Below are 22,748 nucleotides of genomic sequence, written 5' to 3' on the forward strand. Positions count from 1 at the left end.
TCAAATGGAGACAAACGAAAAAGAATACAGCAGATTTCAATGGTTCCTGTTTGTCATTCTTATACCGTCTATCTTTACTTTAGTTGTCGTTTTTGTACTTCTTTCTGTTACTGGGTTTAAGCCGCTTGGAGCAATGAAAGATGTCGTTGCCAAGGTACCAGCAATTAGTTCTCTTTTTAGTGATGAAAAAAAGGAGCAGAATCCAGAAGAGAATGAAATAGCAATCGCTGATTTAGAGTCTGAGATACAGGAAAAGGAAACGAAAATTACGGAATTAGAAAACGAATTGGTAACAAAGAGCGATGAAATTGAAACATTAGAAAATGAAATAAATAACCTTTCAGATGAGCTTGTAAAACTCCAGGAAGAACGTTTAGCTAAAAGCAAATCATTAAATGAATTAACCAAGATGTATGAGCTGATGTCACCGAAAAATGCGGCAAAAATAATTCCGAATTTACAAGAGGATGAGGCAAGGGAGATTCTTTCAAGTATTGATACAGAAAAACTAGCCGCCATCTTTGAAAAAATGTCGCCTGAGGATGCTGCGAAATTTACTCAATTAATTACCCAATAATGGTCCGCTAGACTTGAAGGGAGGTGAAGTAATGTGAATATGGTAGTAAATTTGGGACCATCAACAGGAGCAGTTAGAAAGGCTGTTAATTCAAGTCTGGGTTATGGCTTACTCCAAGGAAATAGTACTTTACAATTGTCTTTTCGGGAAAAATTAGATGCTATTACAGAGGGCGCTCCTAAAATTTTCGTAGATTCCAAGCTAAACCATACTCCTAGTTTTGGTGCAGTAAATGAAGAGGATTCCTCATCTATGGATTCGACCAACCAAGTTTTATCTGAATTTCAGTCTTTTATAAAGGATGAATTCGATTTGGCTGTTTTAGAAGATGTATTTCGGACACTTCCATCTAATTTGGTCGACCAAATAAAAGGATTTATCACTGCAATTCAAAATGGTGAAATCAAACTGGAAATTGGACAAGCGTACGGAGAGGCTGAACAATCTGCATTGCTTTTAGTCGCTTCACGTTTAGTAGAAGATAATCCTGTCATCAATAAGGCCGAACTATTAAACCTGTTAAAGCAAATGAAGATAGCTTCAAATGAGGAATTGACTAAAAGTCCTCAAGTGTCAAAGGAACCAACCGATTTAAAGTCAATTAAACTTATTCAAGAGTTGATGCAATCGCTAGAAAACAAGACTTCTTTAGTCGAGAAACCATTAACAGAATCTCAGTCTCGCCTTCAATACTTGCAAACTGTACATTCGAGATATTTTGCGGCACCTAAAGGGATTGAAACGACACAGGCATTTACAGCGGGTAAGTTAATGCAAAAAGCAAGTACACACCAAGTTATAGGAACTTCAAGTGAAGCTATTTCTGTAGTTGATGTCAGTTCCAACCAACCTTCTAAGGTTGAGCAGTTTACTTTATTCGTTGAACAAACGAGTAAACCGTTACCGAACCAGCAACAATTCATTAAACAGTTTCAAAATATCCTAGCAAGAAGCAACTTTTTGAATAGTGGCGGACAGCAGAAATTATTAATTAACTTATATCCTGAACATCTTGGTTCACTACGAATTGAAATTCTTCAAAGTGAAGCAGGTATGATTGCAAGAATCTTAGCTTCAACGAGTCAGGCAAAGGAATTAGTAGAGTCACAGTTATCAAACCTAAAACACTCTTTCTTAGCACAAAACATTTCGGTCGAAAAAATTGAAGTTTCAACACAGCTTCAGTATCAAACTGAAAGAAATCTGCAAAGAGAAAATGAACAACAAGGTCAGCAATCAGGAAGACAACAGAAGCAACAAGATAATCAAGAGCCTAATGAGGATGTTTCCTTTACAACTGCTCTATTGGATGAGCTCGTCAATATTAAAGTTTAGGTGGTGATGAATGTGACTACAAAAATAGATTCAAGTCTTTACCTTTCAAATCTAAAGCAAGAAAGAAAAACTGGAAATGATGTTTTAGGAAAAGATGATTTCTTAAAGATTTTAATGACACAGCTCCAAAACCAAGATCCAATGAATCCAATGGAAGATAAGGATTTTATTGCTCAAATGGCAACCTTTACTTCACTTGAACAAATGACAAATATGAATAGTACGTTAGAGAAACTCGTGACTAGCCAGAAGGGTGAACAGCTTTTAAAATATAGCTCTATGATAGGAAAAGAAGTTGAATACAGCTTTAAAACTGAAGATGAGAATGGAAATGAAATCATCAATAAAGGACAAGGAATTGTAACGTCTGTATCACAAAAGTCAGGATATATTGAGCTAGAGTTGAAGGACGGAACTACGATTTATAGTGATGAAATTTTAAAAGTGAAGGAACCTTCTAACGAGGAAGAATAGGAGGTGTAAAGATGGATCATCGTATTTTACAAATACAAAATCATCCTTTGTCATTACAAACGCGGAACAAAGTGCAGCATAGAGAGCAGCCTGCCATTTCTTTTAAAGATACTCTAGCAAAAGAGTCAGGCCTGGTTATAAGTAAGCATGCACAAAAAAGATTAGATGAAAGAAACATTAACATTCAAGATTCTAAATGGAAAGAAATCCAAACAAAAATCACAGAAGCAAAAACGAAGGGAATTCGTGATTCATTGGTCGTTACCAATAATGCAGCATTAATTGTAAATGTCCCAAATAATACAGTTATCACAGCAATGAATCGTGATGAAGCAAATTCTCAGATATTTACCAATATAAATGGAACCATTATTATAGATTAATCATTTATCAGGCTGGACCTTAACAGGGAGCCAAGGTGTGCCGACCGACAGACGCCACCTATAATTGAAAGGGGAAAATAAAATGTTACGTTCAATGTATTCAGGAATCAGTGGAATGAAAAACTTTCAAACTAAGCTTGATGTAATTGGTAATAACATCGCTAACGTTAATACTTACGGATTCAAGAAGGGGAGAGCAGTTTTTTCCGATATGATGAGTCAAACGATTCAAGGTGCAAAAGCAAATGATGGTGTAAGAGGCGGTGTGAATCCAAAACAGGTTGGTTTAGGTTCTACATTATCTACAATTGATACTATTTCTACACAAGGAAGTATTCAATCTACTAACCGTCCACTTGATTTAGCTATTTCCGGATCTGGTTATTTTACTGTATCTGACGGTACAACTGACTTTTATACAAGAGCAGGTAACTTCTATTTAGACGAAACAGGTAGATTAGTAAATGGTAGCGGACTAAATGTTGTGCCAGATATTACAATACCTTCAGATGCCCAAAGTTTTAGTATTGACTCAGCTGGTGTAGTAAGTTATGTGGACAATGCTGGTAGTTTACAAACGGCAGGAACATTAGAAATCAGTATTTTTGCGAATCCTGATGGTCTTGAAAAATTTGGAGATAATCTTTTTATTGAAACGCTCAACTCGGGAACTCCTACAGCAGTAACAGCTGGAAACGGGGGAAGTGGAAAATTAATGGCTGGTGCCCTTGAAATGTCAAACGTTGACCTTTCTGAAGAATTTACTGAAATGATTGTTGCTCAGCGTGGATTCCAAGCGAACACTCGTATCATCACCACATCCGATGAAATTCTTCAAGAGCTTGTAAACCTAAAACGTTAAGGGGGTAAGGGGTTTTAGTCATCACTAAAACCCCGATGAAAAATGATAACTTTAACGAAATTAAATGATAAAAAGTTTACATTAAATGCATTATATATTGAGCAGGTTGAATCCTTTCCTGATACAACCATTACCTTAACTAATGGTAAAAAGTTCGTTGTAAAAGAAACAGAAGAGGATGTACATGTGAAGGTTCATGAATTTTATCAAAAAATAAATGTACTTGGCCTTCGTTAATGCTTGGGAGGATAAGGTGCTATGAAAAATAAGCTTCTTGTGGTAATGGTCATCATTTTAAGTACGATCACATTAGTCGGTACCACTGCGTTTGTCATTTTAACGAAGGTGACAGCGGGTGAAGGTGAAAAGGAACCATCGATTGATCAGGTACTTAAAGCGACTGTAGAAATTCCAGAAATCACAACAAAACTATTAAGTGATGATTATATCCGTATATCCTTTAACATTCAAACAGATGGTAAAAAAGGCAAAGAAGAATTGGAAAAACGAGAATTCCAAGTAAGCAACATTATTATTAAGGAACTTTCCAATATGACTTCTGAAGAATTTAAAGGTGAAGAAGGAATCGTGAATCTTGAAAATAGATTAAAGGACCGAATAAATGAATTAATGCAAAATGGTACTGTCGTTAAAGTCTATGCGACATCCTTTCTTCCGCAGTAACCAAATTAATTAAATGACGTAATGAGCGGAGGTGGAACCTTGCCTGGTGAAATATTATCGCAAAGTGAAATAGATGCCTTACTTTCAGCCCTGTCAACCGGTGAAATGAATCCGGAAGAACTAAAGAAAGAAGAAAGTGAGCGTCGAGTTAGAGTATATGATTTTAAAAGGGCACTTCGATTCTCTAAGGATCAAATTCGAAGTATCACGCGAATACATGAAAATTTTGCACGATTATTAACAACCTATTTTTCAGCTCAGCTTCGAACGTATGTACAAATCACAGTGGGTACAGCTGATCAAGTGCCATATGAAGAATTCATACGTTCGATTCCCAAAATGACCATTTTAAATGTATTCGAAATGCCTCCACTCGAAGGTCGAGTTTTACTAGAAGTCAACCCTAATATTGCCTATGCCATGCTCGATCGAGTACTTGGAGGTAAAGGAACAGGTATTAATAAGATTGAGAGTTTAACTGAAATAGAAACAAAAATTATGAGCAATATGTTCGAAAAAGCATTTGATCAAGCCAGGGAAGCATGGGCTAATTTAGTTGAAGTTGACCCAATTTTAACTGATTTTGAAGTGAACCCACAGTTCCTTCAAATGGTTTCTCCAAATGAAACGGTTGTTGTTATCTCACTAAATACTCAAATTGGTGAGACAAGTGGGATGATTAATATATGTATTCCCCATGTGATTCTTGAGCCAATTATTCCTAAACTATCGGCACATTACTGGATGCAAACAGCTCCTAGAAAAGAACGGAATACAGAGGAACTGGCCACTATTAAAAGCAATCTTAAAGACACAAAACTACCAATTGTTGCAGAATTAGGTACAGCCAATATTGCGATCCAGGAGTTTTTATTATTAGACGTTGGCGATACAATCCAGCTTGACAAAATGATTGAACAGCCAATCAATGTAAAAATTGAAGGTATCCCGAAATTTTATGCGCAGGTTGGTAAGGTAAATAAGAAACAAGCCATTCAAATCCTAAAGGAAATAAAAGAGGGGGGCAGTGAAGATGAATAATGGTAATATGCTATCTCAAGATGAAATAGATGCATTACTTAGAGGTACAGCAGACTTAGACAACGAAGAACCGGTAGCAGACGATAATAGACCCCTTATCGAGGATTTTTTATCTTTAATTGAACAGGACGCACTCGGGGAAATTGGGAACATATCTTTTGGAAGTTCGGCAACGGCTCTTTCTACATTACTTAACCAAAAGGTTGAAATTACTACCCCACATGTAACGCTTATTCAAAGCTCTCAACTCGCAGATGAGTTTCCACACCCATGTGTAACGGTCTATGTAAACTATACAGCTGGTTTTACAGGAACAAATCTGTTAGTCATTAAACAAAGTGATGCATCCATCATTGCTGACTTGATGCTTGGTGGAAGCGGACTTGCAGCACCAACAAACTTAGGAGAACTTCAATTAAGTGCTGTTCAAGAGGCGATGAATCAAATGATGGGTTCTGCCGCAACTTCAATGTCAACGGTCTTTAGTAAGAAAATCGATATTTCTCCACCTAGCATTGACATGCTTGATATGAGCCATAGCAATGGTGTAGAAAATCTTCCACTTGATGATATTTTAGTTAAAATATCATTTCGATTAAAAATTGGTGAACTTATTGATTCCACAATCATGCAGCTCGTACCAGTACAATTTGGAAAAGACCTTGTTGGAGAACTTATCTCCCCACAGGCAGAGGTGGTAGCCCCAACAAAGGAGCGATCGTCTTCGCTTGTTGACGATGAGATGTTAATGCAGAATCAAAACAATACTGATCACCGTGTTGTACAAAATACACCCTATCAACCGACTCAGCAGGTTCAACAACCTGAATATAATCATCCAGTTTCAAATAGTGGTCCGCAGCATCTAGGAGGATTCCAGGCGAAACAACCCGAAATCCAACCTGCGGTGTTCTCAGAATTTGAATCGATCCATTTACAAGAAGCTGAATCTAGAAACCTAAATATGTTACTCGATATTCCACTTCAAGTTACGGTCGAATTAGGTAGAACCAAACGTTCTATTAAAGAAATTCTCGAATTGTCAGCGGGTTCAATTATTGAGTTGGATAAGCTTGCGGGTGAGCCGGTAGATGTTTTAGTGAATGGGAAACTTATCGCACAAGGTGAAGTAGTTGTCATTGAAGAAAACTTTGGTGTTAGGATCACCGATATTATTAGCCAAAGTGATCGAATAAAAAAATTGAATTAAAAGTAGGGGGCTATTCTAATGGCACACAGAATTCTTATTGTAGATGATGCAGCATTTATGAGAATGATGATTAAGGACATCCTAACTAAAAATGGATACGAAGTAGTAGCAGAAGCAGCCGATGGGGCTCAAGCTGTTGAAAAGTATAAAGAAACCCAACCTGACCTTGTAACAATGGATATTACTATGCCAGAAATGGATGGAATTACAGCATTAAAAGAAATTAAAAAAATAAATCCAAATGCAAAAGTTATTATGTGTTCAGCTATGGGTCAACAAGCCATGGTTATTGATGCCATCCAAGCGGGTGCGAAGGATTTTATTGTAAAGCCATTTCAAGCAGACCGTGTGATTGAAGCAATCAGCAAAACGCTAAGCTAACAATAATTTATCGAACAATGTAACACCATAGTAAGCCTTGTAATTCTATTTATTCAGGAGAGTGGCAACAAAATTGAAATATATCAAAAAAGTTATGCTTGCACTTATCTTCTTTCATGCCTTGCTTGTCACTTTTCCTGTACAAGCTGAAGATGGTCATATTGATAAAAGTGTAAGTGATGCACTTGGAAACGAAGAAAAACAAGTAGATAAAGAGCAGGAAAAAGATGCTATTGATAACGCAGAACCTGCCAATGAATTAACAGCCGGCGATTTTTTTAAAATGATTTTTACAACGTTATTTGTTATTGCACTCATTTACCTTTTATTAAAATTTGTCAATAAAAGAAATCGCATGTTTAATCAGCATAGGTTTATTGAGAATCTAGGCGGGACCAGTTTAGGAACAAACCGATCCATTCAAATTGTAAAGATTGGGGATCGGATTTTAGTAGTGGGGGTTGGAGATACCGTTCAACTTCTCAAGGAAATCAAAGACACGGATGAAATTAATGAAATTTTGGAACAGCATAATGCATCATTGGATTCCATGATTCAGCCTAGAGATATTCTTAATCGGATAATTCAAAAAAGAAAAGAAGTCAAAGAAGGGGACCAAACTCATTTTTCCACAATGTTACAAAAACAACTATCAGAATTAAAACAAGGGAGAAAGAAAATTGTCGAGCAACTTGAAAATAAGGAGTCTAGTAAAGAATGAATGAATTTATGGAGTTTTTTAATACTAGTGCCCCTGAAAATGTGTCGACATCAGTTAAACTTCTACTTCTTTTGACTGTTCTTTCACTAGGTCCTAGTATTTTAATCTTAATGACGAGTTTCACACGGATAATTGTTGTGTTGTCATTTGTTCGAACTTCACTTGGGACACAACAAATGCCTCCAAATCAGGTCCTGATCGGACTGGCATTGTTTTTAACCTTCTTTGTGATGGCGCCGACATTAAGTGAGGTCAATGAACAAGCCTTAACCCCTTTGTTTAATGAGGAAATTAATTTAGAGGAAGCCTATAATCGTGCCTCTTTACCGTTCAAGGAATTTATGAGTGTACATACCCGGCAGAAGGATTTGGAGTTATTTTTAAATTACTCAGGAGCTGATAGGCCGGAAACAATAGAGGATATTCCATTGACCGCTTTGGTACCAGCTTTTGCGATTAGTGAGCTTAAAACAGCGTTCCAAATTGGTTTTATGATTTTTATTCCGTTCCTTGTAATCGATATGGTTGTTGCAAGTATCCTCATGTCCATGGGGATGATGATGCTTCCACCAGTCATGATTTCTTTGCCGTTTAAAATATTATTATTTGTCCTTGTGGACGGGTGGTATTTAATTGTTAAATCCTTATTACAGACCTTCTAAGAGTAGGTGAACAGTTTGAGTCCTGAAGCAGTTATTTCTTTAGCAGAAAAAGGTGTATATACGACTTTAATGATTTGTGGTCCGCTCTTATTAGTGGCATTAGTTGTTGGGCTGGTAGTTAGTGTGTTCCAGGCCACAACCCAAATTCAGGAGCAAACTCTAGCATTTATCCCCAAAATTATTGCCGTTCTAGTCGGTTTGGTATTTTTTGGACCGTGGATGCTGTCAAGGATGCTCGCATATACGCATGATATATTTAGTAATTTAACAAGATTTGTAGGGTAAAAAAATGACTGAGGTATATACCTATTTTCCTGCCTTTTTACTTGTACTAGTGAGGGTAACAAGTTTTTTTGTAACGATGCCATTGTTTTCATATCGGACTTTGCCGGCATCACATCGAATCGGAATTGCTTTCTTTATTTCTTGGATTATGTTCTTATCTATGGAAAAACCAATTCTCCAGATTGATGGCTTTTTTATCATGTTAATTCTTAAAGAGGCTATGGTAGGTCTCCTAATTGGGTTAACAGCTTATATGATTTTCGCTGCGATTCAAATTGCAGGAGGCTTTATAGATTTTCAGATGGGGTTTGCCATCGCGAATGTTATTGATCCACAAACGGGGGCGCAAAGTCCATTGATGGGACAATATTTATATACGTTTGCACTCCTCTTTTTATTGGCTATTAATGGCCATCATTTATTGTTGGACGGAATTTTCTATAGCTATGAATTTATCCCAATGGAACAACCAACTTTGCCATTTGGTGATGAAAATATAGTGGAATTTGTTCTAAAAGCCTTCGGTACAATGTTTATCATTGCGTTTCAAATGTCAATGCCAGTCGTTGGCGCATTATTTTTAGTAGATATTGCTCTAGGTATAGTGGCGAGAACAGTCCCACAATTAAATGTATTTGTTGTAGGTCTGCCGTTAAAAATCGGGGTTAGTTTTGTTGTATTATTTATCGCGATGACGATGATTTTTATGCTCGTGGGAAATCTGGTAGACAATATGTTATTTACGATGCGAGGTTTAATGGAACTATTAGGAGGAAGCTAGATGTATTTTGTTCGTCTTGACCTGCAATTTTTTGCAGGTGAAAAAACAGAAAAAGCCACTCCTAAAAAACGTCAAGAAACTAGAAAAAAGGGGCAGGTTGCAAAGAGTGCAGATATTAACACCGCCCTCCTGCTGATTTCGATCTTTTTTACACTGCTTGTTTTTGGGGGTTTCATTTTAGATCGTATTTTAACTTTTATAAGCCATTCATTTAGCCATTATTTATTGATTACACCGACTGAACAGAGTGTTCAAGAAATTTTTATTGAACTATCGTTAGAGGCAGCAATTATATTAGCGCCGATTATGCTAGTAGCACTTATCGTTGGAATTGCAGCGAACCTTATGCAGGTTGGTTTTTTATTTTCAACAGAAGCGATTCAAATGAAGTTAAATAAGCTTGATCCGATTCAAGGATTTAAACGAATTTATTCGATACGTGCGCTTGTTGAGATGCTTAAATCAATTTTAAAAATTGTTATCGTAGGTGGCGTTACGATTTCGATTCTTTGGTTCCGCTTGGAAGATATTTTGTCTTTGTCACAGAAAACCGTTGGAGCAGCACTGATTGTTCTTGCCAAACTTACAGTTCAGATGGGGTTGTTTGCGGGTGGGGCACTTTTATTCTTATCGTTCTTAGACTATCTTTATCAACGTTATGATTATGAAAAAAACATAAGGATGTCTAAGCAGGATATTAAAGATGAATATAAGAAGACGGAAGGAGACCCCCTGATTAAATCAAAAATTAAGCAAAAGCAACGTGAAATGGCAATGAGTCGAATGATGCAAGAGGTGCCAAAAGCAGATGTCATTATTACAAATCCAACTCATTATGCAATTGCTTTAAAATATGATGAATCGAAAATGGATGCTCCCTTTGTAGTTGCAAAAGGTGTAGATTTTGTTGCTGGGCGAATTAAGGAAATTGCAAAAGAGGATGAAATCACGACCATCGAAAACCGTCCTCTTGCAAGAGCCCTCTATGCCGGGACCAACATTGGGGACGCGATACCAGAAGAGTATTTTAAGGCGGTAGCCGAAATACTTGCTTATGTGTACCGCTTGAAAGAAAAGATATAAAAATTTTTATAAGAAATTATTACAAATTCCTCATCAACTTATGTGTTTTTTGACTTAAAGGAGAGAAAACAATGCGAGCAAGAGATTTATCAGTTTTATTAAGTGTCATCTTAATAGTTGCGATGCTTATTATTCCATTTCCATCTTGGATGCTAAGCATTTTAATTATTGTTAATATTTCTCTTGCATTGTTAGTTCTTTTAACTTCAATGAATATGCAGGAACCACTTCAATTTTCAATCTTCCCTTCTTTATTACTTCTATTAACCTTATTTAGATTAGGGTTAAACGTTTCGACAACTAGATCTATTCTCGCTACAGGGGATGCCGGTGGGGTTGTGCACACCTTTGGTACCTTTGTTGTTGGTGGGAATGTGGTCGTTGGATTTGTTGTCTTTTTAATTCTTGTAATTATTCAATTTGTTGTTATTACAAAAGGTTCTGAACGTGTTTCTGAGGTTGCTGCACGTTTTACATTAGATGCAATGCCAGGGAAACAAATGAGTATCGATGCTGATTTAAATGCTGGTATGATTTCTGACACTGAGGCCCGCGAGCGCCGTGATAAAGTAAGTAGAGAAGCAGACTTTTACGGGGCAATGGACGGGGCAAGTAAGTTTGTAAAAGGGGATGCAATAGCAGGGATTATTATTGTTCTTATCAACTTGATTTTTGGGTTTATCATCGGAATGACACAGCATGGCTTGGGATTCCAAGAGGCGCTTTCTAAATTTACCCTTTTAACTGTAGGGGACGGTATTGTTAGTCAGATTCCTGCTCTATTAATTTCAACAGCAACAGGGATTGTGGTTACTCGTGCTGCGTCTGAAGGTAATTTAGGAACAGATATTACAAAGCAATTATTTGCATATCCAAAGATGCTATATGTGACTGCAGGGACGATTTTCCTTTTAGGCTTGTTTACTCCAATCCATGATTTTTTAACAATTTCTATCTCAAGTTTTTTAGCTATTGGTGCCTATATGATTTCTAAAAGTAAGGATCAGGAGACTCAATTAGAGCCTGACACTGAAGAAGAAGTACAAGTAGAGGATTTAAAAAGTCCAGAAAGCGTCGTGAGTCTGTTAAATGTTGACCCCATTGAGTTTGAGTTCGGTTATGGATTGATACCATTGGCTGATACAAACCAAGGTGGAGATATTCTGGACAGAATCGTGATGATCCGTAGACAATTGGCGATTGAGTTGGGGTTAGTGATCCCAGTCGTTAGAATTAGGGATAATATTCAATTACAACCAAACGAATATCGCTTGAAAATTAAAGGTAGTGAAATGGCAAGAGGGGAACTTATACTTGATCACTTTTTAGCAATGAGCCCAGGTTATGAGGATGATTCGATTGAAGGAATCGATACTATCGAACCCTCTTTTGGCTTACCGGCAAAATGGATATCTGAGGATATGAAAGATCAGGCAGAAATGCTAGGATATACGGTCGTTGACCCTCCTTCTGTTGTGTCAACACACATTACTGAAGTTATCCGAAGGAATGCCAATGAATTACTGGGTAGACAAGAAACAAAGCAACTGATTGACCATCTAAAAGAATCATACCCAATATTAGTAGATGAGGTTACTCCAAACCCACTAGCAGTAGGAGATGTTCAAAAGGTTTTAGCTAAATTACTTAAGGAAAATGTGTCAATTCGAAATCTGCCTATCATTTTTGAAACACTCGCCGATTTTGGACGAATGACAACTGATACAGATTTATTAACTGAATACGTTAGACAATCGCTTGCGAGACAAATAACCAATCAATACATTGTTCAAGGTGAAACAATGAAGGTTGTAACACTATCAGGTAGAGTTGAAAAGTTTGTCGCAGATGGTGTTCAACAAACAGAACATGGAAACTATCTCTCAATTGATCCAAATGTGTCACAATCCATCATTGAAGCGATAGCGAAACAAATCGAAAGTGTTAGTATACAAGAGCAAACTCCGATTTTACTATGTTCTCCAGCGGTCAGAATGTATGTAAGACAATTAATTGAACGATATTTTCCGCAAGTTCCTGTACTTTCTTATAACGAGCTTGAGGCGAATGTTGAAGTTCAAAGTGTTGGGGTGGTGAATATAGATTGAAGGTAAAAAAATATATAGCTACTACCATGCCAGAAGCAATGAAAATGATTCGTGCCGAATTAGGTAGTGATGCGGTGATCTTAAATTCTAAGGTTGTTCAAACGAGAGGGTTTTTCGGCCTTTTTCGAAAAAAGAATTTTGAAGTGATAGCAGCTATTGATTCTGATATCCCTAAGAATCAAACAATGCAACCGAAAGAAAAAAATAAAAAACCAGCGGTTATTGATATTAAATCTGAACCAATCCCAATTAAACAAGAGGTTACCAAACCTGTAAATACACCACAAGCAAAAGAACCGTCAGAGTCGACACCTAAACTCGTAAAAGAAATGAAAGAACTAAGAGCGGCAATAAAAGAATTATCTGTGGATAGTAGTCCTTATCCAGCACCTTTGCAGGAAATAAATCAATTGTTGGTCGATCAAGAAATCGATCCATCGATTCGAAAAGAAATGATGTCTACCTTAATGGAAAAATGGTACATGAATTCAGGAAAAGCATCATTTGAAGAAGTCAAGAAATGGACAAAGGACTGTATGGCTTCTGTCATTTCCGGAGTTGAATACGGTGGCTTAACTTTTCAAAAAAAATATATTAATGTGGTTGGTCCAACAGGTGTTGGAAAAACTACGACCATTGCTAAAATTGCAGCAGACAGCATGTTGAAGGACAAAAAGAAAATTGCCTTTATTACAACAGATACATTTCGAATTGCTGCAATTGAGCAACTAAAAACATATGCAAAAATTCTTAGTGCTCCTGTTGAGGTTTGTTATTCTTTTGATGATTTTAAAAAAGCAAAGGAAGCCTATAAGGATTATGATGTTATATTCATTGATACTGCAGGCAGGAACTTCCGAAATGTAAAATATATTGACGATTTGAATGATTTAATCCATTTTTCAAATGATATGGAAACATTTTTAGTGCTTTCACTAACATCAAAAATGAGCGACATGAAAGTGATTTATGAACAGTTTTCTAAAATTGCAATATCCAAATTCATATTTACAAAAGTGGATGAAACGGCAAACTACGGAGCGATGGTCAATTTAATTGCTGATTCTGGTATCGGTGTCGCATATTTAACGAATGGTCAAAATGTGCCAGATGATATTGTCGTGGCTACGCCAGATCTTATCACTAATACTATCCTTGGAGTCGATGAATCATGATAGACCAAGCTACAGCTCTTCGTAACAAGCTAGGATCGATGAATAACGAACAAGACCAACCGAAGACAATAGCTGTAATCAGTGGAAAAGGTGGAGTTGGTAAATCCAATTTCTCATTGAATTTTTCCATTGCCCTATCACAATTTGGTAAGAAGGCTTTGTTGTTTGATATGGATATTGGAATGGGGAATATTGATATTTTAATGGGAATAACAGCCCACCATACGATTGTGGACTTATTTGAAAAAAATCTATCGATAACAGATCTGTTAATCAAGGGTCCAAATGGCATTGACTATATTGCGGGTGGTAATGGCTTACCTTCGCTTTTTAAGCTGGATGAAAGCAAATCGCAGTATTTAATTGACCAATTACAATCCGTACTACATGATTATGACTACATTATTTTTGATATGGGCGCTGGTATGTCCGAGGAAAGTGTTAAATTTCTTATGGCAATGGACGAAATATTTGTCATTACCACACCTGAGCCAACCTCTATTACAGATGCATACTCAGTCATTAAATATATTTGTTTATTTGACCAATCGATCCCTATGTATTTGATTGTGAATCGAGCTGATAATGAATCTGAAGGAATGCAAACCTTGAAAAGATTAAAACAGGCTGTTCTGCAATTCCTAATAAAAGAGATCAACCTACTAGGTGTATTGCTTGATGACAAAACCGTGCAAAAGGCAGTCAGTCACCAAGAGCCATTCTTACTATATGCCCCTAAATCAGTAATCAGCAAAAATTTACTTGATATTTGCAAAAATTATCTTGGTAGTGAAATAAATCAGGAGAAAAATCAACATACGTCCTTTATATCAAAGTTACAACGTTTTTTCGTACGTGGTAGATAGGAGTTTAGCAATGACAAAAATAAATGTTCTTATTGTAGACGATTCAGCATTTATGAGGAAGCTTATTTCAAATTTCCTTCAGGAAGATTCAAGAATAAACGTTATTGGAACAGCGAGAAATGGAATGGATGCCCTGAACAAAATTGAAAAACTCAATCCAGATGTTGTAACATTGGATGTTGAAATGCCTGAAATGAACGGAATTGAAGCATTACAACGGATTATGGATGAACATCCTCGTCCAGTTGTAATGCTTTCAAGCACAACAATAGTAGGAGCAGACAAAACATTACTTGCGATTCAAAATGGAGCTGTTGATTTTATTCAAAAACCATCAGGACCTATTTCTATTGATCTTCACCTGATAAAAAATGAAATTGTAACAAAAGTACTGAATGCTGGAAAAATAAACGTAAGATTACTTAAATGTCCAACAAAAATACAAGAAATTTCTAATAATAGAATAGTAGATTATAGTAAAATAGACCTAGAACTAAATAAAAGTAGTAATAAAATTGTTTGCATGGGTACTTCCACAGGGGGACCTCGGGCTTTGCAACAGGTCCTCTCACAGTTTCCGAAAAATTATCCGGTACCAATTGTTATTGTTCAGCACATGCCAGCGGGTTTTACTAAATCTTTAGCCAACAGGCTCAATGGTTTATGTAATATTACCGTTAAAGAAGCTGAAGATGGGGAAATGTTAAAGGCCGGGACAGCATATATAGCCCCTGGTGGTTATCATATGAAAATAAAAAAGCTTGGCTCAATGCTCGCTGTCAATATCGATGAGAGTGAAATACGGAATGGACACAGACCTTCTGTTGATGTCCTGTTTGAATCAATTAGTGAAATCAAGGGAATTCAAACCATTTCTATCATCATGACAGGAATGGGAACGGACGGTTCAAGCGGATTAATAAAACTAAAACAGACTGGACGGGTTGTATCAATAGCAGAATCGGAGGAAACTTCTATTGTGTTTGGTATGCCAAAGGCAGCTATTGAAGCAAATTTAGTTGATAGAGTTGAAAATTTAGAGGATATAGCAAGGACCGTACTTAGCCTTTCATAAGTAAAGGGGTGTTGATAAATGGAACTGGATCAATATTTAGAAGTATTTATCGAAGAAAGTAAAGAGCATCTCCAGGCATGTAATGAAAATCTACTAAAATTAGAAAAAGAGCCTGAAAATATCGCAATTGTCAACGAAATTTTCCGTTCTGCCCATACATTAAAGGGGATGTCCGCTACGATGGGATATGAAGATTTAGCAAGTCTTACGCATCAGATGGAAAATGTTCTAGATGGCATTCGTAATACGAAAATAAAAGTAACCCCATCTCTTTTGGATGTTGTTTTTAAATCAGTTGATTATCTAGAGGAAATGATTTTTTCTATTGCTGATGGTGGTGATGGAAAAAAGGATGTTACAGATGTCGTTTTATCACTTAAAAAAGTAGAAAGCGGAGATATAACAACGGCAGAAGAAACCATTGGTTCAGTTGTTCAAAATAATGTGGATGAACCTGGCACATCTATTACTAATTATGATGATTTTGAACTGACGGTTATCCAACAATCAAAAGAACAAGGTTTTTATTGTTATGAAATAACCATTCAACTTCGTGAAGATTGTTTATTAAAAGCTGCCCGAGTTTTCATGGTATTTGAGGTTCTTGAACAACTCGGTGAAATCATCAAGTCATTTCCATCAGTCGGCCAGCTTGAGGAAGAACAATTTGATAGTGAATTTCGTGTAACAGTCGTTTCAATGGAATTAGCCGAAAATGTCAAAAAACAAATTACCAATGTATCTGAAATAAACAAGGTAATCGTTAATGACTTTCAAATTAATTCAAGTAAGACTCAAGTACAAGAACAAATACAGGCACAGGCTGAAGTTGCTCCAGCTCTTGCTCCTGAAATGAAACAAATAACCGATAAAGAGGAAAATCTTTCTTCAAAATCGAACAGCAAGCATGTTGGAAATCAAAAAACAATCCGAGTAAATATTGAAAAACTTGATACTCTAATGAACCTATTTGAAGAATTAGTCATAGATAGAGGGCGGTTAGAACAGATTTCTCGTGATTTAAAACATTCAGAGTTAAATGAAACAGTTGAAAGAATGTCAAGAATATCTGGAGACTTACAAAATATTATCCTGACAATGAGAATGGTTCCGGTTGAAACTGTCTTTAACCGCTTTCCTCGTATGGTTCGTCAATTAGCGAAGGATTTACATAAGAAAATTAATCTTCAAATTATTGGAGCAGAAACGGAATTAGATCGTACAGTAATTGATGAAATTGGTGATCCACTTGTGCATCTATTAAGAAATGCACTAGACCATGGTATTGAAACACCAGAAATTAGAATGCAAAATGGAAAACCAGAAGAAGGTACGGTCATTTTACGTGCTTACCATAGCGGAAATCATGTATTTATCGAAATAGAAGACGATGGTGCAGGAATTAGTAGGGAAAAAATTATCCAAAAGGCTGTTAACAAAGGACTGATCGAGGAAAAAACGGTAGAGTCTCTAACAGATAGTCAAGTATTTGATTTTATTTTTTCTTCTGGGTTTTCAACAGCTGAACAAATTTCAGACGTCTCAGGTCGCGGAGTGGGCCTAGATGTTGTGAAAAATACGATAGAGTCATTAGGTGGGTCAATCACGATTCATTCTGAAATGAGTAAAGGTTCAACTTTTTCTATACAGTTACCACTCACTTTATCGATCATCTCTGTAATGCTCGTTACGATTCAGAATGAAAAGTACGCAATCCCACTTTCTTCTATTATTGAAACGGCCATCATAAAGAAAAGTGAGATTCTTTATGCTCACAATCAGATGGTAATAGATTATAGAGGTAAAGTCGTCCCATTGGTGAACTTGAAAGATATTTTTGAGATTCCTACAATTACTGAAGATGACGAAGACTTTTCTATTCTAATTGTAAAAAAAGGCGATAAATCAGCTGGGCTCATCGTTGATTCCTTCGTCGGACAACAAGAGATTGTATTAAAGTCACTAGGAAACTACTTAACAAATGTGTTTGCAATTTCAGGGGCTACAATACTAGGTGATGGGCAAGTTGCCCTCGTAATTGATTGTAATGCTTTAATCAAATAGAAATGTATTGATTATAGCAAGTTAAGGAGGAAAAGTATGTCTGTACAAGCTGCTGTGTTAAAGGTCATTGTTTTTTCACTCGAGGATGAAGAATATGCAATCCCGGTTTCACAGGTACGTTCAATAGAAAAATTGCAACATATAACTCGAGTTCCTAGAACAGAGCCATTTATAAAAGGTGTGATTAATTTAAGAGGGGTTGTTACTCCGATTATTGATTTAAGAACCCGTTTTGGTATGGATGAAACGGAGTATCTGGATAGCACAAGAATTATTATAGTTGCGACAGATGATGTTGAAGTAGGATTAATTGTGGATACGGCCAATGATGTAATGGATATCCCAGTTGATTCAATTGAACCACCTCCTGAGATTGTTGGAAGTGTAGAGGTCGAATACTTAGAAGGTGTAGCCAAGCTCGATAAAAGATTACTGATTCTATTAAATTTAGAAATGGTTCTTACCCCCGATATTCGTAAGGGAAAAGAGTAAGGAGCAAACGTATGTCATTTTTTCAATGTATTAATTCTACTCATTTAGATATTTTAAAAGAGATTGGAAATATCGGAGTGGGGCATTCTGCTACTGCTCTTTCAAAGCTTTTAAATCGAAAAATTGATATGCAGGTACCGAATGTAAAAATTGTTTCTTTTGATGAAATGATGGATTTTGCTGGAGGGGCTGAAAATGTTGTTGCGGGTATCTTTTTTCGAATTGAAGGAGATATAACGGGAAATATGTTTTTTATTTTACAGCTCCCACAAGCTACAAAACTAATCCAAGATCTCATAGGCGACAAGGACTTTTCATTTGAAAGTAAACAAAGTGACATGGGGATTTCTGCATTACAAGAAGTCGGAAATATCTTGTTCGGCTCTTATCTTACATCGTTATCTGATTTTACCCAATTAAATTTATATCCTTCTGTTCCAGGTTTTTCGATTGATATGGTTGGTGCCATCATAGGATATGGTTTAATCGAACTTTCACAAGTAAGTGATTATGCAATCGTGATCGAAACGGCTATTAGTGAAACTGAAAAACAAGAACACGATAATATTAATGGGCATTTTCTATTGTTACCAGATCCCGATTCTTTTGGAAAAATATTTACTGCATTAGGAGTTCAAACACATGAATGAACTTAATCAGATAATAAAGGTTGGGATAGCAGATATGAATGTCATAACTGCACCAAACTTAATCCGAACTTCTGGATTAGGTTCCTGTGTAGGTGTAGTCATTTATGATCAACCAAAAAAGGTTGCAGGACTTGCCCATATCATGCTGCCAAGTTCTGCTTCAACAAAAGCCGGGAACATGAATATTGCTAAATATGCCGATACTGCAATTGAGGAGCTTATAAAGAAAATCATCGAAATCGGCGGTAGAGACAAGAGTTTGAAAGCCAAAATCGCCGGTGGTGCTCAAATGTTCCAATTTCAATCTACTAGTGATATTATGCGGATTGGTCCTCGTAATGTTGAGGCAGTAAAAGCAGAGCTAAAACGCTTTAACATCACGATGATCTCATCAGATATTGGTGGGAATAATGGACGAACCATTGAATTTGACCCTGAAACTGCCATCCTCAAAATCCGGACTGTCAATCAAGGAATTAAGGAAATATAGAAAGTAAAAAATATAATACATTCACAATAAAAGTAAAGGAGGAGTAGAATGTCCAGATTATCATCCACAGATCATCAAGAATATTGGCAGAAATGGACCGACTCACGAGACACAGATGCAGGGGATGCCCTTGTCAGAAAATATATGCCGCTCGTTTCATATCATGTACAACGAATCTCTGTCACACTTCCGAAGAGTGTAAATAAAGATGATTTAAAAAGTCTTGGGATGATTGGTTTATATGATGCACTGGAAAAATTCGATCCCTCTCGTGATTTGAAATTTGATACATATGCATCCTTTCGAATTAGAGGTGCAATACTTGACGGGCTTAGAAAGGAAGATTGGTTACCTAGGAGTTCAAGAGAAAAAACAAAGAAAGTTGAAACTGCCGTTGAAAAGCTAGAACAAAATTTAATGAGAAATGCCTCAATTCCTGAAATAGCAGCAGAAGTCGGAATGAGCGAGGATGAAGTTTATCAAACGATTAATGAAGGCTTCTTTGCCAATGTTCTTTCTATGGACGATTACCAACATGATGACGAGGGCAGTGAAAAATCAGCATTCTCAATTAAAAATCATGCAACTTTAACGCCAGAAGAACATGTCGTAAAAAAAGAAGTAATCAATCAACTGATCAATGTTATCCAACAATTGAATGAAAAAGAGCAGCTAATTATTAGTTTGTTTTATAAGGAAGAACTAACATTAACTGAAATTGGACAGGTAATGGGGTTATCGACATCTAGAATATCCCAAATTCACTCTAAAGCACTTTTTAAACTGAAGGATATATTACAAAAACACATCCATTAAAATAAGAACAACATCCATACAAGGGTAATTTTATTGATTTCGTGGGATAGAGGGAATTTGAATGACAACCATTTTATTTATAACCTGCTTTGCATTACTTGCATTAGCTTTTTTTTTAATTATTCTTTTATATTTGAAAATGACTCAACTAAAAGAGATTGAAATAAAACAAGAACGCTTACTCAAAGAATTTGAAAATGTGATCACTTCATATGTAATGGAAATCAAAGAGGACAATGAAGTGTTTTTAAATAGAATCCAACAAGTTCAACAAACTCCAAACAGGTCAGCAAAAAGAGGAAATATTGATATCTCTGAACTTGATGGAAAAAATAAAGAATCGATACAAATAATCGAATCGGATTTGACAACTGAGGATATTCAAGATCTTTTACCTACTTATGCAAAGCAAAACGAAACCGAGCAAAATACTATATCAGAAATAGAATCTCATCAAAAAATAACAGGGAATATTGAAAGCACTGAAGATGTGCTTGTCAAAGATATTGACCATCTCATCAAATTAGGACTCACATATGAAGATATTGCAAAAAAGTTAAATAAAGGACAAACAGAAATTGAACTTTTACACAAATTTCGTCAAAACAACTAATTTTTCTTGACCAGTAAGTTTTTATTATGATATATTAATTTTTGGTGTTATCACACACGTTCATAGATTTAAGCATTGGTGCTGTTCAAACAGTTTTGCTTAAAGATGATATGAACGGAGGACAAAAAACCATTAGGAGGATTTATTCATGTCAGTAATTTCTATGAAGCAATTGCTTGAAGCTGGTGTTCACTTCGGTCACCAAACTCGCCGTTGGAACCCAAAAATGAAGCGTTACATCTTTACAGAGCGTAACGGAATCTACATCATCGACCTTCAAAAAACTGTTAAGAAGGTAGAAGAAGCTTATAATTTCGTTAAGGAATTAGCTGGAAATGGTGGAACTATGCTTTTTGTTGGTACAAAAAAGCAAGCTCAAGATTCTGTAAAAGAAGAAGCTGAACGTTCTGGTATGTACTTTGTTAACCAACGTTGGTTAGGTGGTACATTAACAAACTTTGAAACAATTCAAAAGCGTATCAAGCGTCTTAAAGACATCGAAAGAATGCAAGAAGACGGTACTTTTGACGTTTTACCTAAGAAAGAAGTTGTTGGTCTTAAGAAAGAATTAGAACGTCTTGAGAAATTCTTAGGCGGAATTAAAGATATGAAGCAATTACCAGATGCTTTATTCATCATCGACCCTCGTAAAGAGCGTATTGCTGTTGCAGAAGCACATAAATTAAACATCCCAATCGTTGGTATCGTTGATACGAACTGTGATCCGGATGAAATTGATTATGTAATCCCTGCAAACGATGATGCAATTCGCGCAGTTAAGCTTTTAACAGGAAAAATGGCAGACGCTATCCTAGAAGCTAAACAAGGTGAAGAAACATCTGCTTAATGAGCGAAAGGTGATAAGAGGGTTATGCCTTTTATCACCTTTTTTAAGAATTATATATTTTTGCGAATTAAGTCATAATAGAAACAGATTGTCTACACGATGTGAAAATCGTAAAAATCAAATAGTACATAGTGTTAAATAAGGAGGAAAACATAATGGCAGTTACTGCACAAATGGTAAAAGAGCTCCGTGAAAAAACAGGAGCAGGAATGATGGACTGTAAGAAGGCTCTTACAGAAACTGATGGTGATATGGAAAAAGCAATTGATTACCTTCGTGAAAAGGGTATTGCGAAAGCTGCGAAAAAAGGCGACCGCATCGCTGCAGAAGGTTTAACTTCTATTGAAGTTCAAGGTAATGAAGCAGTTATCTTAGAAGTTAACGCTGAAACAGACTTCGTTGCAAAAAATGAAGGTTTCCAAACTCTGGTAAAAGAATTAGCTGCTCATCTATTAGCGAAAAAGCCAGCTAACGTTGAAGAAGCATTAGAACAAAAGATGGACAATGGTACATCTGTTTCTGAACATGTAAATGCTGCTATCGCAAAAATTGGTGAAAAGCTATCACTTCGTCGTTTTGAAGTTGTAACAAAAGAAGACGGTGATGCATTTGGTGCATACCTTCACATGGGTGGACGTATCGGTGTTCTAACTGTTCTTGGTGGTACTTCAGATAGCGATGTTGCAAAGGATGTTGCAATGCACATTGCTGCTGTAAATCCTAAATATGTAACACGTGATCAAGTTTCTGCTGAAGAAGTTGAGCGTGAGCGTGAAGTGTTAACACAACAAGCATTAAATGAAGGTAAGCCTGAAAATATCGTAGCTAAAATGGTAGAAGGACGTCTTGGTAAGTTCTTCGAAGACGTTTGTCTTCTTGACCAAAGTTTTGTTAAAGACCCAGATCAAAAAGTTCGTAAATTTGTTGAGTCTAAAGGTGCTACAGTGAAGAGCTTTGTTCGTTACGAAGTTGGAGAAGGTATCGAGAAACGTCAAGATAACTTCGCTGAAGAAGTAATGAGCCAAGTGAAGAAGTAAAAAGATAACAGGGAACACATTATGTGTTCCCTCTTT

Annotated in this window: 27 protein-coding genes; all 27 read left to right on the plus strand. The window is 36.4% G+C overall.

Features of this window, described 5'->3' with window-relative positions; translation table 11 throughout:
* Positions 1-4 precede the first annotated feature (4 nt).
* The 27 genes from CKJ95_RS05610 (at position 5) to tsf (ending at position 22,712) form a co-directional block, all read left to right on the plus strand.
* Complete coding sequence (locus CKJ95_RS05610; RefSeq protein ID WP_099352420.1) at positions 5-577, plus strand: MotE family protein; 573 nt, start codon at positions 5-7, stop codon at positions 575-577.
* Between the two features lie 39 nt (positions 578-616).
* A complete protein-coding gene (locus CKJ95_RS05615; protein ID WP_257215719.1) occupies positions 617-1,912 on the plus strand; it encodes a flagellar hook-length control protein FliK in 1,296 nt (431 codons plus the stop codon).
* A 6-nt stretch (positions 1,913-1,918) separates the two neighbouring features.
* Positions 1,919-2,386: a flagellar hook assembly protein FlgD gene (gene flgD, locus CKJ95_RS05620; RefSeq protein WP_306475355.1), complete on the plus strand. Its 468-nt coding sequence runs from the start codon at positions 1,919-1,921 to the stop codon at positions 2,384-2,386.
* An 11-nt stretch (positions 2,387-2,397) separates the two neighbouring features.
* Positions 2,398-2,769: a TIGR02530 family flagellar biosynthesis protein gene (locus CKJ95_RS05625; protein WP_099352423.1), complete on the plus strand. Its 372-nt coding sequence runs from the start codon at positions 2,398-2,400 to the stop codon at positions 2,767-2,769.
* 82 nt (positions 2,770-2,851) lie between these two features.
* Entirely contained in the window at positions 2,852-3,631 is a 780-nt protein-coding gene (gene flgG / locus CKJ95_RS05630) for a flagellar basal body rod protein FlgG (protein ID WP_099352424.1), read from the plus strand.
* Between the two features lie 42 nt (positions 3,632-3,673).
* A complete protein-coding gene (locus tag CKJ95_RS05635) occupies positions 3,674-3,868 on the plus strand; it encodes a flagellar FlbD family protein (RefSeq protein WP_099352425.1) in 195 nt (64 codons plus the stop codon).
* A gap of 21 nt (positions 3,869-3,889) precedes the next feature.
* A complete protein-coding gene (fliL, locus tag CKJ95_RS05640) occupies positions 3,890-4,315 on the plus strand; it encodes a flagellar basal body-associated protein FliL (protein ID WP_099352426.1) in 426 nt (141 codons plus the stop codon).
* 39 nt (positions 4,316-4,354) lie between these two features.
* Entirely contained in the window at positions 4,355-5,356 is a 1,002-nt protein-coding gene (gene fliM, locus CKJ95_RS05645) for a flagellar motor switch protein FliM (RefSeq protein WP_099352427.1), read from the plus strand.
* Complete coding sequence (fliY, locus tag CKJ95_RS05650; RefSeq protein ID WP_099352428.1) at positions 5,349-6,566, plus strand: flagellar motor switch phosphatase FliY; 1,218 nt, start codon at positions 5,349-5,351, stop codon at positions 6,564-6,566. The genes fliM and fliY overlap by 8 nt, the downstream gene beginning before the upstream one ends.
* 18 nt (positions 6,567-6,584) lie before the next feature.
* Positions 6,585-6,947 carry a response regulator gene (locus CKJ95_RS05655; RefSeq protein WP_099352429.1) on the plus strand — a complete coding sequence of 121 codons (363 nt, stop codon included), beginning with the start codon at positions 6,585-6,587 and terminating at the stop codon, positions 6,945-6,947.
* Positions 6,948-7,020: 73 nt separating this feature from the next.
* Positions 7,021-7,668 carry a flagellar biosynthetic protein FliO gene (gene fliO / locus CKJ95_RS05660; protein WP_099352430.1) on the plus strand — a complete coding sequence of 216 codons (648 nt, stop codon included), beginning with the start codon at positions 7,021-7,023 and terminating at the stop codon, positions 7,666-7,668.
* Entirely contained in the window at positions 7,665-8,330 is a 666-nt protein-coding gene (gene fliP, locus CKJ95_RS05665; protein WP_099352431.1) for a flagellar type III secretion system pore protein FliP, read from the plus strand. The genes fliO and fliP overlap by 4 nt, the downstream gene beginning before the upstream one ends.
* A gap of 15 nt (positions 8,331-8,345) precedes the next feature.
* Positions 8,346-8,615 carry a flagellar biosynthesis protein FliQ gene (fliQ, locus tag CKJ95_RS05670; protein ID WP_099352432.1) on the plus strand — a complete coding sequence of 90 codons (270 nt, stop codon included), beginning with the start codon at positions 8,346-8,348 and terminating at the stop codon, positions 8,613-8,615.
* 4 nt (positions 8,616-8,619) lie between these two features.
* On the plus strand, positions 8,620-9,396 hold the full coding sequence (fliR, locus tag CKJ95_RS05675) for a flagellar biosynthetic protein FliR (protein ID WP_099352433.1): 777 nt from the start codon (positions 8,620-8,622) through the stop codon (positions 9,394-9,396).
* Positions 9,397-10,479 carry a flagellar biosynthesis protein FlhB gene (flhB, locus tag CKJ95_RS05680; RefSeq protein WP_099352434.1) on the plus strand — a complete coding sequence of 361 codons (1,083 nt, stop codon included), beginning with the start codon at positions 9,397-9,399 and terminating at the stop codon, positions 10,477-10,479.
* A 71-nt stretch (positions 10,480-10,550) separates the two neighbouring features.
* Positions 10,551-12,587 carry a flagellar biosynthesis protein FlhA gene (gene flhA / locus CKJ95_RS05685; RefSeq protein ID WP_099352435.1) on the plus strand — a complete coding sequence of 679 codons (2,037 nt, stop codon included), beginning with the start codon at positions 10,551-10,553 and terminating at the stop codon, positions 12,585-12,587.
* Positions 12,584-13,762: a flagellar biosynthesis protein FlhF gene (gene flhF, locus CKJ95_RS05690; RefSeq protein WP_099352436.1), complete on the plus strand. Its 1,179-nt coding sequence runs from the start codon at positions 12,584-12,586 to the stop codon at positions 13,760-13,762. The genes flhA and flhF overlap by 4 nt, the downstream gene beginning before the upstream one ends.
* The gene (locus CKJ95_RS05695; RefSeq protein WP_099352437.1) at positions 13,759-14,628 is read left to right on the plus strand and encodes a MinD/ParA family protein; all 870 of its coding nucleotides are present in this window, start codon (positions 13,759-13,761) and stop codon (positions 14,626-14,628) included. Before flhF ends, CKJ95_RS05695 begins: the two co-directional genes overlap by 4 nt.
* Positions 14,629-14,638: 10 nt before the next feature.
* The gene (locus tag CKJ95_RS05700; protein WP_099352438.1) at positions 14,639-15,703 is read left to right on the plus strand and encodes a protein-glutamate methylesterase/protein-glutamine glutaminase; all 1,065 of its coding nucleotides are present in this window, start codon (positions 14,639-14,641) and stop codon (positions 15,701-15,703) included.
* An 18-nt stretch (positions 15,704-15,721) separates the two neighbouring features.
* Positions 15,722-17,767 carry a chemotaxis protein CheA gene (locus tag CKJ95_RS05705; RefSeq protein WP_099352439.1) on the plus strand — a complete coding sequence of 682 codons (2,046 nt, stop codon included), beginning with the start codon at positions 15,722-15,724 and terminating at the stop codon, positions 17,765-17,767.
* Between the two features lie 36 nt (positions 17,768-17,803).
* Positions 17,804-18,259 carry a chemotaxis protein CheW gene (locus tag CKJ95_RS05710; RefSeq protein WP_099352440.1) on the plus strand — a complete coding sequence of 152 codons (456 nt, stop codon included), beginning with the start codon at positions 17,804-17,806 and terminating at the stop codon, positions 18,257-18,259.
* A gap of 11 nt (positions 18,260-18,270) precedes the next feature.
* On the plus strand, positions 18,271-18,909 hold the full coding sequence (locus tag CKJ95_RS05715) for a chemotaxis protein CheC (RefSeq protein WP_099352441.1): 639 nt from the start codon (positions 18,271-18,273) through the stop codon (positions 18,907-18,909).
* On the plus strand, positions 18,902-19,399 hold the full coding sequence (locus CKJ95_RS05720; RefSeq protein ID WP_099352442.1) for a chemotaxis protein CheD: 498 nt from the start codon (positions 18,902-18,904) through the stop codon (positions 19,397-19,399). Before CKJ95_RS05715 ends, CKJ95_RS05720 begins: the two co-directional genes overlap by 8 nt.
* 48 nt (positions 19,400-19,447) lie before the next feature.
* Positions 19,448-20,215 (plus strand): FliA/WhiG family RNA polymerase sigma factor, encoded by a 768-nt coding sequence (locus CKJ95_RS05725; RefSeq protein WP_099352443.1) that lies wholly within the window; start codon positions 19,448-19,450, stop codon positions 20,213-20,215.
* A 61-nt stretch (positions 20,216-20,276) separates the two neighbouring features.
* Entirely contained in the window at positions 20,277-20,828 is a 552-nt protein-coding gene (locus tag CKJ95_RS05730; RefSeq protein ID WP_099352444.1) for a hypothetical protein, read from the plus strand.
* 148 nt (positions 20,829-20,976) lie between these two features.
* Positions 20,977-21,675 (plus strand): 30S ribosomal protein S2, encoded by a 699-nt coding sequence (rpsB, locus tag CKJ95_RS05735; RefSeq protein WP_099352445.1) that lies wholly within the window; start codon positions 20,977-20,979, stop codon positions 21,673-21,675.
* A 155-nt stretch (positions 21,676-21,830) separates the two neighbouring features.
* Positions 21,831-22,712, plus strand: coding sequence for a translation elongation factor Ts (gene tsf, locus CKJ95_RS05740; RefSeq protein WP_099352446.1), 882 nt, complete (start codon positions 21,831-21,833; stop codon positions 22,710-22,712).
* Positions 22,713-22,748: the final 36 nt, after the last annotated feature.

The organism is Fredinandcohnia onubensis (genome assembly GCF_002734285.1).
GTDB classification, from domain to species: domain Bacteria; phylum Bacillota; class Bacilli; order Bacillales; family Bacillaceae_L; genus Ferdinandcohnia; species Ferdinandcohnia onubensis_A.